The following is a 13,871-nucleotide window of genomic DNA, read 5'->3' as shown; positions in this document are numbered from 1 at the left end:
CTCCTCAATTAATTAGTTCGACGCCGATACGCTGGAAGCCGTTTGTGTTTCAAACAAATGATTTTCCTGACGTTCTAAAAACACTGCCAGCTGTTCACGTGCCTTTGTATTTTCGCCTCTGTATTCAACGCTAACCGCCACTATTGCACCGCCACTCGGTTTTAACAACAACGTATTAACCGCTTGCTGTAGCTTAATAAAATTACCGTTACTGCTCATTTTATTCGGTAACACATACCAATAAGCAACAAGCCGCTCACGCCCATTTACAGAGGTAAGATCCAGTACGGTAATGTTAAAATCTTGCTTAAAACCCTGTTCAATACGTTGATTATACTGCCCCTGCAAAGACCAAAGCTTGGGATCGTAAATTCGATTCTCCCAACTCACTAGTTCGCGGCCCTTAATATTTAATTCGTAGACGGCTTGATAAACTTTAGCCCCAGCGGAGGAGTCGTAAGAGACACGGTAGCTGTCTGCATAATTAAAACGTGGAGCCCAATCGTACATTCCCGCTTCACCCGCGCTCACGTTAGCAAGCGTAGCTGCCGGCAATTCGAATCGGTCGCCTTGCGATTGATTTTCAACAACATAGGCAATAATACCCATAGCCACTAAAGGCGCAAACGCCGCCGCTAATGACCGACGATTCCAGCGCTCATACCACGATGCCGAGATAGTAGTGATAGTATTTTTCCATACACGGTGACCATCCGAAAATAACTGGCCAACACCCACTAATATTAAAACGACAATAAGAAAAAACACCCAGCCATACACGAGATGATCTGCGTCAACGGCATGTTGCATATCGCTAGTATGCCCAACGTAGATAATACCGAAGGCTCGTATGCCGTTCGCAATGATGGGAAGAACAACGGAAAAAACGGCAAATAGCGCAATACGCCATCGCGATATAAAATTTAGATAGGCATAGACACTGCCAAGTACCACACACGCAATAAAAAATCGTACGCCAGAGCAAGCTTCAGCTACCACAAAATGGCCATTGGGTACTGAAATATAAAGACCTTCACGGTACGCAGGGATATTTGCGAGATTCAAGATATACATTGAAATTGCCGCTGTAATATCTTGAAAAATGGGTATCAACTCTTCGCCAACAGGGATACTAAAAAGTACAAAGGCGATCGGAAATACAATTTTGCGGACAATGCGCCAACCAAACATCATCAATACAACCGCCGGTATCATGGCGAATATGGCAATATGTTGGAAAATATCGATATACGCAGCTTGCCCCAGCGCGTACATCATTAGCAAACTAAGTACACCTAGACCACCGACTATAGAGAATTGTGGGGCCTGTGCGCATAAAGCACCGCGCTGTTGCCAAAACATATACAACGCACCAGGTAGTATAAAAAAACAATGATTGTAAGTATCGTTTATATACCAAACACTCATGGCCGAAAGTAGGCCAGCCTGGGTAATTGCTACCCAAAAAACAAACCACGCAATGGCCCCTAGTAACCAATATTTGACTACGTTACTCGGTTGTATTTTATTTTTTATACTATACATCTAGCGCTACTCAATGCACTTTATTCTTTAATGCTCGAGCCAATCGCTCAAACTTGAACCTAATTTTTTTTCGTTGAAAACTCACCATTTTCAACATGCTATGTTGCTCTGCCATAGAGCGTTTATACTGTGCATCGCCTGCCATAAAATCATAATAACGAAAACCAGCCTGTGCGTAGTAATCGATTGAAAACGTATGTAAAAGTAAACCCGGCTTACGATTTTTATCGGTTTCCTGCATAACGCCGCTTAAATAGAAGTAGACAACGCCGTCACACAATAGATTGTAACTACAAGCTAATAACCTATCATCAACATAGAGAGCACAGATGTGCACACTTTCGTCGCTCAACGCACGTGCAACCAGCTGGCGATGAAACTCACTAAAAATAGGGTTCGAAAAACCACTTTTTTCTGGCGTGTGATCCCAACGCTTGCGATGTAACGTGACCATATCTGGCCAAATACCATTGATCTGCTCGGCCGTTTTTAACACGCGAAAGCTAATAGTGCCGTCAGCTGAATAGCTCTTTTTACAACGATTAATCTGGTAACGAGTGTTTCTTGATATGCCCGCCAAATACTCTTTATTCGTTGCTTTTACCGCACGTAAATCAACGCCAAACGCCGGAGCAGCCCATTTTTCTACGGGATTACACGCTTTGTTCTGATAGTGCTTAAGGAGCGGCTCGGCCGTTGCACCCAGCTCAAATTCATCCCAGTCATCTCGCGTATTTAAGTACGCCATAAATGCTGACGGCGCGCTAGCTTGATGTGCACGGTGCAGTAACAAGCCGTTATATTCCGGCCATATTTGGTCTTCTTGCTGACAGCCTGTTCGCCCGAGCCTTAGTACACGCGAACGAATAAGCCGATGTCGCGTCTCAACTCTTATGGTGAACAGGCCTAGCCCTACAATGTCCTCCCCCGAGAAGAGCGTTACCAGCATTGCATCGGGCGCTATAGTTTCTAACCAAGCACTCACCCAGCGCCACGACAAAAAAACATTTTGCGCCGTATTTGGCTCTAACGCCTGCCATAGCTTGCCGATGGCCTCCAATGGCTCGCTGGAAACCGTTATGTGGTATTCGGAGCCCAATGGCTAACCCTTTTAAATCGGCGTTAAATTCACCAATAGTTATATGTGCGAAAAAGACGCGGTCCTTTCAAGTTTGAACTTACGGTAAGTTTTTAGCAAGAATCGGGCCGATTATTTTCGTCAGCCATACGGGGAGGCACTTCCAAGCCCCAATAACAAGACGATATTTGGGATTATTGGGGTTAACCTCGGGCATTTCTCCCCCACCATTTAACCAATAATGCCAATAGAGCTGAACGGGGGTCGCGCCCCACTGTAATTTGAAGCGATACGTACCAGCATCTTTACTTGAACGCCCAAAATCAAAAAATGCCTGTTTTTCAGTAATGGCAAATTTCAAAATATTCCAATACATAAACATATTGGCATTCAGACGATTCGCGCTCCGCAGTGTAGACGCCCAAGGAATCTCCATAGTGCCTTTATAGTTCAACAGAAAACCACACGATACCGGTTGGCCCTCGCGATAAACGACTACAATATTGCTTTTTATACTGGTATTTTCTAAGAGCGTTATAAAAAACGATTTCGAATAAACAGGCGTTCCAAGATCCCGCATATTTTCTGCAAACACACGATAAAAATCGTCGACGAGCTCTATCCCCCCAACAGAAAATTGAAGCGAATTTTCTTCGGATTTTTTAATTTGTGAGCGAACTTTTGCGCCAAGTGCCGACGCTAAAGCTTCTGCAGTGTTTGGCAGCGATAACACCATAGAAAATTTTGCCGTTTTTTGCTTCAAACCTTCTCTTGGCTGGGTGTCTCGCATTTCAATATGGGACGCGGCGCGTTCTTGTGCCGCAGCGGCCAAAAATGTTATAAGCTTTTGTTCTATTTCTAACGATTGCCCGAGCGCACCACAATAATTGAACATTGGAATAGACGTAATATAGTGACCAAACAACTGACTTCGGGTTGCTATTGCGGGTAGAACCCCAACAATAACACCCGCTGCATTGAGTGCCGCGATATACAGAGCATGGTGACCGAAACTCTTCGTTATTATTTGACGAAATTCATAACGGTGATAAATACACGCTCTTTCATGCTGGTCAACGAAGGTGTTCCACCGTTCTGCCATACTATCGTCAACAAAAAGGAACGAACAATCTTTCGCATCAGCGTTTTCTGTGGAACCGTTATGCGCACAAAAATGGCCGGGCAACACGGCAACACTAGGTGTATTATCGACCTCAGGGATACACGAAAGTATTTCAGCAACTATTCGCTTCTGATCAGCCTGCATCAATTCAATCGCTTTAACCTCGCCTGAGATAGCCTTCATCTCGGCGATCAAAGCGCTATTATCTTCACCTGCTTTTTTGGCAGCACCGATTTTTCGAGAGAGTATGCCTTTTTGCTCTTTTAACGTTTTTAGGCTGTTTCGATTTTCTTCAAAACGAAGATTACAATCTACAATCTTTTTTCGACGCTCGTCATCTACAGAGCTATCGAGTGAATCTAAACTAACGGGTAGACTCGTCAATTTCATGCAGTCTTATTAACTCCGCGAGAACTTAATACAATTTTTCGACTATAGAACGCTTCGGCAAGGCGGCTAACGGCACCACTTTCCATACCTCGAATACGCATAAGCGACCAAAACAAATCGTCTGTGAACCATTTCTTTTCTTGTTGAGTGTTGTAAACACGCTGTAAAAATTCTATTTTCTTACGCGCTGTTTCTTCGCTCAATTCAATAAATGTATTCGGTACGCCCATATCGCCGTCCCATTTCGGGATTTCGTACTCTAACACCAAATGATTCCGGAACGTGTTCCAGGTGAGTTCACTGATAAAACGATGATCTTGATGGCGGTCGTGACGTGCATGGGTAAAGACAATATCGGGTACGTCAATTGTTTTCTTTATGTCTTCGCACAGTTCTTTAACACGCTCGCCTGCATAGGGTAAAAAACCATCTCGCAAATCAAAAATACGAACGTCTGAAGAGGCCGCACCGTCTAAAAACAATTTTGCACCGGCCTCAGCTTCCAAACGGCGTTTTTCATTCGACGTAAAAACGACCCAGGTCACATGAATATTGTTATTGTGCTTGAGAATATCCAGCAATGCACCACCACACCCAATTTCTATGTCATCGCAGTGCGCGCCTAAACATAATATGTGGTACGTTTTATCGCTATCTAAAAATACAGTTGGCTGCAGCATAATATTGTCGTCTATTCGCCCCACACCTGCCAAGGTCTGTCACCGCTCGCATACATTTCGTCAAAATTTTGTTTGTCTTTAAATGTATCCATACATTTCCAAAACCCATCATACTGAAACGCTACAAGTTGATTTTCTTCAATAAGACGCTCAAAGGGTTCGTGCACCAATTCTTCGCCGTCACGCATGTAATCGAATATTTTCTTTTTGAAAATAAAGAAGCCACCGTTAACAGTAAGGCCAGTATGCGTTGTATCTTGAATACTGTTTACCATGCCGTCGTCATCTAGGCGTATGTAGTGGAAACTTTGCTGAGGCTTTACGCAAAGGAAGCAGGCAGTTTTATCGCTTTTCTTAAAGAATTCTAGAATGTCATCAAACGGCGCGTCGGACAATCCATCGGCGTAGTTTGCCAAGAACATGTCGTCAGGTGCTAGGTCATCCAAATATTTTTCGACGGACTTCAAACGCATACCAATATTGGAGTTCATTCCGGTGTCCGCGAATGTAATTTTCCAATCATGGATGTCAGTTTTTAAAAGCTCTGTTTTGCCTTCGTTTAAAACAAAGTCATTCGTTAAACACTCATCGTAATTAATAAAATAGTCTTTTATCACGTGGGCGTTATGCCCCAAACACATAATAAAATCTTTGTTGCCAAAATGAGCGTAATATTTCATTAAATTCCATACGATGGGCCTGTTCCCGATCGGCACCATTGGCTTTGGTGTATTCTCAGAATATTCACGCAACCGCATCCCCAAACCACCACAAAAAAGCACGACTTTCATTTTTTATTCCACGCAATTAGTTGAAAAATATTGTATTCATTTCTTGACGCAATTCGTCAATAAAACGGCCTGAAGGTAACGCAACATCGTCATACGTTAAAGCGGTATCCGCCGCTACAGATTTTATTACAGTACAGCCCGACGATACACCCATGGGTAATAGGTTTTCACGTCGGCTGGTATCAAAGTTTTCGATTTCTGTATAGCAGTCAAAGCCGCCCAATCCATCCAACACATCACCCGGTGCTAAGTCTCTTTTTGCGATAGCGATTGCGTCGCAGTAAGGCTTACCCTTAGGGGCTACAGCAGCGTCCGAACATAATACACCGCGACATACCGTAATGGGCAATTCGAGCTGAGGCAAATGGAAGGGGGTATAAAATACGTAAAGTGGCCCGTCACCCATTTTCAAGTAACGCAGGTACTCTTGCTTCATGGGCTCTTCGCTGTAACCGACTATATAAGCGCCAGTATAAGGTGAGGCGCCCACCAAAAAGTCGACTATTCCCTTACCTGGCTGAAACGCCCCTTCGGGGTAATGCTCTAAACACGTGCGAACATCATCACATTTTATGCCGTGCATGCCACGCTTACCCACGCCAAACCCCAACGCATTGGCTGTCACGGTTAACTCCATGGATAGCTTGGTGCCGTCCACAAACGAGGTTACGGCTCTTGGCTTTTGATTATGCGCTTCGGCAAAGGCCTTTTGTGTTTCAGGGGTACGGTGGGCATCATAAAACCCTTTAAGGTTTCCGGCACCCACAACTTCTAGGCCCATGGTGCGAACATGGCGCGCCAGATTGACCGCAACGCCTGGTTCGTCACCATCGGTATTGGAGTAGATAACACCCGCCTTATCAGCGTAGTGTTTAATCAGCGGGCCAACCGTTGCATCCATTTCGCAGTTTGGCGCAAAAATATGTTTGCCTGATTGAATAGTTTTAAGCGCTATACGTGCGCCGTATTCTACTTCGCCTGTCGCATCTATTACGGCTTCAATAGCGTCCGCATCAAAGATAAGGTCGACGTTGTCGGTTATACAGCTTTGCCGCGCTTCGATAGCATTCGAAAGCTCGCTAGCGGTGGTGACAGTGAGAGGCGTATCGACACCGGCATCTTTAAACGCTTTTGTGGCGTTAGACAATGTGCGGTTGGCAATAATGGCAAGGTGAATGACAGGAAAAGAATTTTGAATTTGAGCCGCGATATGGCGCGCACTAAAGCCAGCACCAACTAACGCAACATTGATCGGTCGATTTTCGGCGAGCCGTTTTTCTATGGCCGTATCAACGATTATCATAGGGTCGTCCTTGTCGAGTTATGAATCCATTACTGATGAGTGGGTAACGTTACATCGACATAATCGACTGATATCTTGCCGCCCATTAGCAACACGTACCAATGGGCGGTATTTATTCGGCGATAATTACTGCCAATAGAGATCTTTGTCGAGCTTGCCGCTTTCGATCAAATTCATAATGTGATCAATGCGCTTGTATTTAATGCCTTCAAAATCGTCTTTGCCTAAACCGTATTTCTGATAGGCTTCATAGCACTGCTCTACACCCATGCGGGCGGTCCAGCGCGTTTTGAACTCAGGGAAAACCGTATGAATTTTATCGAAGTTTGCACGGTAGCAACGTAAATCCGGGCCTGCGCCATCTGCAAATGAAATTTCACAATTTGGTACAGTCTCTTGCACCAAACCAGCCAAGTCACTCATCTGATAATTTTCAGTATTGCTACCCACGTTGACAGCAAGATTATGAATAACTTCACGCTCTGCTTTTAACGAACAAATAACCGCCTGGCTAATATCTTCAATATGCACCAACGGACGCCATGGAGTACCGTCGCTTTTCATAAGAATTTGGCCCGTGGTCATGGCCCACGCTACTAAATTATTGATAACCAAATCAAAACGAATGCGCGGTGAAAAACCATACGCAGTTGCATTACGCAAGAACACTGGGCTAAAGCTATCACTCGCCATGGGGGATACATCACGCTCTACGTACACTTTTGATTTTGCATAAGGTGTTACAGGATTAAACTCAGCCGTTTCGTCTAAAATATCTTCACCGGCTTTTCCGTACATACTGCACGACGACGCAAATAGAAAACGTTTTACACCGACTTCTTTAGCCATTTCAGCAAGACGAACGGAAGCTCGCCAGTTAATGTCGTAAGTTAAATCTGGGTTGATATTGCCTAACGGGTCATTCGACAATGCTGCCAAGTGAACGATAGCATCAAAACCTTTCAAATCTTCCTTTTCAACCTTACGTACATCTTTGTCTATTGTAGGAATATCTAAAGGAGCATCGCCAAAGGTGCAAAACCGGTATAGATCAGAATCCAATCCGGTAACATCAAACCCTTCTTTTAACAGCATGGGAACCATGACTGTGCCAATAAATCCCCGGTGACCGGTTACTAAAACTTTCATACATCCCTCCAAAAGGTTAAGACGCCTTTAAAAGACTGCCTTTTATTAAATCGCGTAGCTCGCCGATCATTGCTGTTTTGCGCCAATAAGCGTGCTTAAGTAAATATTTACTAATTTTAAGTTTTTCGCCGAACGAAACAGGCGATCTAAATACTGCTTTATAATATTCGTACATGCTTCGCCAAGTTTGCATAATCAATTTACGCTTAGACGGATCCCAAAATTCTTTTAATTTTTCGGCGTCGCTCATATCCCAACTGCTGCTCTCAGGGTGTACACGACGGTTAAACATCCGCTTAGGAATTTCTTCAAATTTCCCATAAAGAGAAAGTTCACCGACTAAGTTAAGATCTGACGAAGTGTAGGCCCCTAACAGCGCAGTACGAGCCAAAGGCTCACGGCGAATGAGCCCATACATTACATTCTGTAATCGAATAACATTAACGCAGGATATAAAACGTTCCGATGCTGACGCTTGCTGTAACGAAAGATTATCTTCGTAGTCACTTATTACCGTACCTTTATCATCAATAATACGAGACTTACAATAGGCAAGCACGATAGAGCTATCGTTTTCTAACGCGTTAAAACAATCTTCTATAAGCGTTGGGCCAATAGGGTCGTCAGCATTTTGCCAACGAAAATACTCGGTCGTTGCGGGTGTAAAACAGCGCTCATAATTACCCGCTGCACCCACATTTTTCGGGTTACGCGCATACACAATTCTCGAATCTTTGCGCGCGTATTCTCGACAAATTTCCTCAGTGCGATCGGTAGAGGCGTTGTCCGCAATGTATAAAATAAACTTACTGTACGTTTGCGCCAATACAGTATCCAATGTTTCTGCTAAGTAGTCTTCACCGTTATAGACAGGCATTCCAATTGTAATACGGCAGGTGTCTGAGTTGTTATCCATAATATTCTCGCCGGTAAAAATTTAATATCCTACGCAATTTAGGCCAATAGGCGACAAAACGCTTTATGCGTCCGCTCACTTAAGCTCTCAATCAAAGCCCCAACCATGAGTATTGATAACCGCAAGCTACTACGCAAACGCTAGCTAAACCGCCAATCAAGTACTCTGAAGGCCAAATCAAAGAAGATTGTAACGACGCTTAATGTGAACTACAACCATACTTTTTTCTTGTACCCTCTGGATATTTCTGCGCGATTAAATCACTCACTCATTCTCCCGCGGTAATCGTCGAGTTATTTGACACGTAGGGTAGTTACCGAAACCTTGCACGCTAACCCTCCCATTTCAAACACATGTTTGCAATTAACCCGCCGATCGTTTAAACCTTTCGCTACCGGATTGATAAATGCGCTCAAGAATAGCCGCAACATGGGGCCATGCAGCGTTACCTGTAAGTTTGATCGTCAAGAGCCACACCGGCACCATGACCAACCCAATAATGCCAACCGACGCCCAAGCTCCGTGCCCTTCGAATACTCCGACAAACATCATCCCTTTTAGCAATAGCCAACAAATCGCAGCGACAAGAAAATTAGACATATTAGCCCTCAACACTTCGGTAAGTGACAACGCCAATATGCGTTTCAACATAATCGATACAACGAAATAATCGATAACGGCCGAAACAACGAAGCCCCACGCTACGTACGTTAACCCGTAGGGGATCGCCACGATAATTAAAATAATTTTCGCTACGATGGAAATCGCTTCCTTTATTAGGAATAGTTTTTCTTTATGTAACGTCAACAACACCGGCCCAGAAAAGCAATGGATAGTCTGAAGTATGGCCCATAGCGATAATACGGAAGCAATATCGACAGCCATACCCCATTGGTCACCAAACAACGCATTTATCATTACGTCTGCGGACAAATGGACAACGGCAAAAATAGGAATGGACAGGGCGCCAATAAGCACTACTGAATTTAGATAGGCTTCTTTTACGCAGCCACCGTTACGCTGCACTTCCGAGAGATGCGGCAATGCAACAGGCCCAACCGCTTTCACCAATAAGCTCTGTAGAAATAGAATTAACCCAAGACCACGCGAATACATACCGACTGCGTGCATGCTGGCAATACGCCCAAGTAAAAGGTCGCTCGCATTCTGTGCGGAACTATTTAGAAATTTGGCCACACTTATTTGCAGGCCTACACGAAAAATATGGCTAATATTTTTAAACGTGGGAAGCCAAGGCATACTGCTAGGCCGATAATACGTAATCGCCAAAAACTCTGTGATAACGCCAGCCAAGGTACCGTAGGCCAACCCGTAATAGCTGTAGCCCAATAAAACCAAACCAATGGAAATACTACTTCTAGAAACGCAACCCGCTAAGTTAATCGCTAACATCGCATCAAAATTCATTTCTCTCGACAACAATGCTGCAGGTACCGCTGAATGGGGCGCAAAGAAAAACGGAATGGTAATTATCCACAGTACGTATTTAAGATCGTCGACCTTGTAAAACTCTGCAATCCAAAAAGAGCAGGCAAGCAAGATAAACCCCAGCCCCCACGACATTATAACCATAACGCCTAGTACGGATTTTATCTTGCCTTCGTCAATTTCTTTTTCTCGAACAAGGAATTCAGCCACACCAAAAGAACGCATTTCTATCGCAATAAAGGCAATGGAGGTTGCGACAGAAAAAAGCCCTACTTCGTCTGGCGATAACAGGCGAGCAAGCACTGCAACCGTTACAAAATTAATAATTTGTAACGAATATTGTCCCACGACCGACATATAGACGGCTCGTTTTACTTTACTCATGCGCGCTTCCGTCGGTTAAAACCTGATTGAATACGTTAATCATTATTAAGCTTTTCTTAATCCGGTTAGGTTAAGCCCGTATTTCACGAACATCTTGAAACACATAACCCAAGCAGACGGCTTCGCGGGCTGGCTACACGCTGATTTAAATGAGCAGCCAAGCGCGAAACCGAGATCACCTTCCTCTTCTGCAATATGGGCACAAATACCAAATGAATTTGCTTTTGCAAACGCTTTTAGGTGGTGTAATTTTTCGCCTGCACCACCCTTCGAAAATGTTTTATTGATAACACGCATATGATTGGGCAATGTTTTGCGGGCACTGCGGGACGTTGATTCCGAATGTACTCGATACAACACTAACGGCTCATCCGTGTAGCTAATGGGATTATTGGCCGCAATTCGCAGCCACAGATCCCAATCTTGTATTGATCGAAGCTGCATATCAAACCCACCGCAAACCCGGAATACCTCGCGGTCGACAATTACGCCCGATGTTCCAATAAAATTGGAACGTATAAGCGGCTCTATAATTGAGCCGTCGAATTTATTATTTAATTCACTATCACGTAAACCGTCATTCGCGCCTCCCATAAAACAGGAGTCACAATAACTCCACACAACGTCGTGCATTTTAGCTAATTGTGTTTCTAACTTATTGGGAAGCCAGATGTCATCAGAATCCAGAAAGGCGATCCACTTACCGTTTGCGACCTCTACACCATTGTTGCGCGCGCTAGCGGGACCACTGTTTTTTTGAATGACTAACGTTACTTTATCGCCGTACTCTTTCACGATATCGACCGATTTATCGGTTGAGCCATCGTCGATCACCACAATTTCGAGATTGGTGTAAGATTGGGCTAAAGCACTATCCAACGCCTGTTTTACGTATTTTTCCCCGTTGTAGAGCGGCATAACCACACTCACTAAATCGGTAGACTGATCCTTCATGTAATATCCCCAAGGCTAATTGGTATAAAACCTATTTGATTAGAGTGAAATTCCAACGCCTTTGCTTCTGCCAAGCGAATGAACCCAAATTCTGTAAACCAATTCGACAACGATTACCGTGCCTAGCTTTCTTTTGTTATCCGGTTAAACCGAACCTGCAACAGGTTAACCGACTTTGCCATTTTACACTTCACTTATTCCATCGATAAAGGCAATATAGCCATATCATTCCTTAAAATTCAGTGACGTATGGATATTGCAGTATTAGCCCATCGAGTGCCGTACCCGCCCAACAAGGGCGAGAAAATTCGTACTTTTCATCAAATTAAATATTTGGCTGAACGTGGCCACACTGTACATTTATTTTGCCCAATAGAATCTAGCGACGATCGCGCCAATCTACTCGAACTAAAAAAAATATTTTGTGCGAGTGTACAGTGCGCCCAAAAACCCAGCGCGTTATCGCACATAGTGGGCTTAGTGACACACAAACCACTCAGTGTTTCGAATTTTTACACGCGCGAACTTCAGCAGCGCTTCGATAAAGCCCTAATAGAGCAGCTACCCGATGCCGTAATTTGCACCAGCTCCAGCATGGCAGAATACGTTTTTCGCTCTAAGCCACTGCAAGCTGTGCGCTCCTCTGCGCCTAAATCGGCACCTAAGCTTGTTATGGATTTTATGGATCTCGACTCTGACAAGTGGCGTCAATACCAAGATCTTAAGCGCTTTCCACTCAATCTTATTTATTGGCGCGAGTCGAAGCTACTCGGCGAGTACGAACGTAAAGTCCACCATCAATTCGACGCATCGCTCTTTATTTCGCCAAACGAAATCGAGCTGTTCCTGCAAAACACACAAGATGAAGGCAAGCTTCATACCATTGCGAATGGCTTAGATACCGAGTCATTCAAACCCGGCACGCAAGAAAAGCCACTAACAGACCCCATATTTTTATTTACCGGCGTTATGGATTACCTACCCAACGTCGATGCCGTATGTTGGTTTGTCGAGCACGCGTGGACTGACATCCGAACACAATATCCAGACGCTAAATTTTATGTCGCGGGTATGAACCCCAACGCTAAAGTAATGGCTCTGAAAAAATACCCTGGTATCGTAATAACCGGTTTTGTTGACGACATACATCAATATTTCAACATGGCACACATTTTTGTAGCCCCTTTCCGCATTGCCCGAGGCGTGCAGAATAAAGTATTACAAGCAATGGCCTCCGGCTTACCTACCGTGGCCACTCCTGTAGCAGCCGAGGGAATAAGTTGTACTCATGAAGTTGATATTCTTGTGGGCGATACCATTCCCGATCTCGTTCAGCATATCCACTGGTTGGTAGCCAACCCCGACGCAAGCACTACACTAGCAAAGAACGCCGTCGCTTTAGTTCAGCGGGAATTTTCCTGGGAAGGGAAGCTAGCCGAACTGGAAAAAATCCTGCAACCCTAACGCATCAGAGAAGCCCGAATAACCTAATGACTACCGCTAAGCGCGATCAATCGCAGGGCACATCACGCTGTTTAACCACAACTGCAGGGTTTCCCGCTACAATCGCGCCGTCTGGAATCGGTTTGGTTACAACAGAGCCAGCAGCAACAATACAATTATTGCCTATGCTGGCCATAATAAGTGCCGCATTTCCCACCCAACAATTTTCACCTATTGTCACTTTTTCGAACACACCGCCCTGATCTTTAATGGGCATGCTTGTATCCGTAAAATTATGCTGCTTGCGGCCACTCATGATATGTACACCACTGCCAATTAAGCAGTTTTTTCCGATTGAGCACTTGCCGATGTTTGATTGAGGACCAATATACACACCACTGTGAATTTCAGTGTCTTGCTGAGAGAATAAAACCCCAAACCCTATTTGGCATTCCCAGTGGCAACGCGCTAACGCTACACGTAAACCCGTTTTACGAATATAGCTGCCCGTTATGCCCGGAAATAGACTTAATAATTGTGAGTAACCGGCCACGAGCGAGTCTTTCGGTAATATAACGCCGAGCAAAAGGTATACGAGTGCTATGGGCAATACGGCTATACAAAAAACACCGTACACACTTTTTTTAATTATCAGGCGCATTATTA

Annotated in this window: 12 protein-coding genes; 1 reads left to right on the top strand and 11 read right to left on the bottom strand. The window is 44.4% G+C overall.

Annotation, left to right across the window (positions count from 1 at the left end):
- Positions 1-12 precede the first annotated feature (12 nt).
- The 10 genes from xrtA to H5647_RS04530 all read right to left on the bottom strand — a co-directional run bounded on the left by xrtA (position 13) and on the right by H5647_RS04530 (position 11,762).
- Positions 13-1,545, bottom strand: coding sequence for an exosortase A (xrtA, locus tag H5647_RS04575; RefSeq protein WP_045856656.1), 1,533 nt, complete (start codon positions 1,543-1,545; stop codon positions 13-15).
- Positions 1,546-1,555: 10 nt separating this feature from the next.
- Positions 1,556-2,644, bottom strand: a complete 1,089-nt coding sequence (locus H5647_RS04570) for a GNAT family N-acetyltransferase (RefSeq protein WP_045856655.1) — start codon at positions 2,642-2,644, stop codon at positions 1,556-1,558.
- Positions 2,645-2,723: 79 nt separating this feature from the next.
- Positions 2,724-4,136, bottom strand: a complete 1,413-nt coding sequence (locus tag H5647_RS04565; RefSeq protein ID WP_052691871.1) for a FemAB family XrtA/PEP-CTERM system-associated protein — start codon at positions 4,134-4,136, stop codon at positions 2,724-2,726.
- A complete protein-coding gene (locus H5647_RS04560; protein ID WP_045861074.1) occupies positions 4,133-4,816 on the bottom strand; it encodes a PIG-L deacetylase family protein in 684 nt (227 codons plus the stop codon). Before H5647_RS04560 ends, H5647_RS04565 begins: the two co-directional genes overlap by 4 nt.
- A gap of 11 nt (positions 4,817-4,827) precedes the next feature.
- The gene (locus H5647_RS04555; RefSeq protein WP_045856653.1) at positions 4,828-5,607 is read right to left on the bottom strand and encodes a sugar phosphate nucleotidyltransferase; all 780 of its coding nucleotides are present in this window, start codon (positions 5,605-5,607) and stop codon (positions 4,828-4,830) included.
- 16 nt (positions 5,608-5,623) lie between these two features.
- Positions 5,624-6,910, bottom strand: coding sequence for an NAD(P)H-dependent oxidoreductase (locus tag H5647_RS04550; protein ID WP_045856651.1), 1,287 nt, complete (start codon positions 6,908-6,910; stop codon positions 5,624-5,626).
- A gap of 126 nt (positions 6,911-7,036) precedes the next feature.
- Positions 7,037-8,059 (bottom strand): NAD-dependent epimerase/dehydratase family protein, encoded by a 1,023-nt coding sequence (locus H5647_RS04545; RefSeq protein ID WP_045856647.1) that lies wholly within the window; start codon positions 8,057-8,059, stop codon positions 7,037-7,039.
- A gap of 16 nt (positions 8,060-8,075) precedes the next feature.
- Positions 8,076-8,975 carry a glycosyltransferase family 2 protein gene (locus H5647_RS04540; protein ID WP_045856645.1) on the bottom strand — a complete coding sequence of 300 codons (900 nt, stop codon included), beginning with the start codon at positions 8,973-8,975 and terminating at the stop codon, positions 8,076-8,078.
- 363 nt (positions 8,976-9,338) lie between these two features.
- Positions 9,339-10,808 (bottom strand): lipopolysaccharide biosynthesis protein, encoded by a 1,470-nt coding sequence (locus H5647_RS04535; protein ID WP_045856643.1) that lies wholly within the window; start codon positions 10,806-10,808, stop codon positions 9,339-9,341.
- 45 nt (positions 10,809-10,853) lie between these two features.
- On the bottom strand, positions 10,854-11,762 hold the full coding sequence (locus H5647_RS04530) for a glycosyltransferase (protein ID WP_052691870.1): 909 nt from the start codon (positions 11,760-11,762) through the stop codon (positions 10,854-10,856).
- A gap of 249 nt (positions 11,763-12,011) precedes the next feature.
- Between H5647_RS04530 and H5647_RS04525 the strand changes: the two genes are divergently transcribed.
- Positions 12,012-13,226 carry a TIGR03087 family PEP-CTERM/XrtA system glycosyltransferase gene (locus tag H5647_RS04525; RefSeq protein ID WP_045856642.1) on the top strand — a complete coding sequence of 405 codons (1,215 nt, stop codon included), beginning with the start codon at positions 12,012-12,014 and terminating at the stop codon, positions 13,224-13,226.
- Positions 13,227-13,272: 46 nt separating this feature from the next.
- Here the strand turns inward: H5647_RS04525 and H5647_RS04520 are convergent, their stop codons facing one another.
- A complete protein-coding gene (locus tag H5647_RS04520) occupies positions 13,273-13,866 on the bottom strand; it encodes an acyltransferase (protein WP_045856639.1) in 594 nt (197 codons plus the stop codon).
- Between the last annotated feature and the right edge of the window lie 5 nt (positions 13,867-13,871).

Source organism: Teredinibacter purpureus (assembly GCF_014217335.1).
Lineage (GTDB): Bacteria > Pseudomonadota > Gammaproteobacteria > Pseudomonadales > Cellvibrionaceae > Teredinibacter > Teredinibacter purpureus.
Note: the sequence above shows the minus strand (reverse complement) of the source record. Positions and strands in the feature narration are given on the sequence as shown.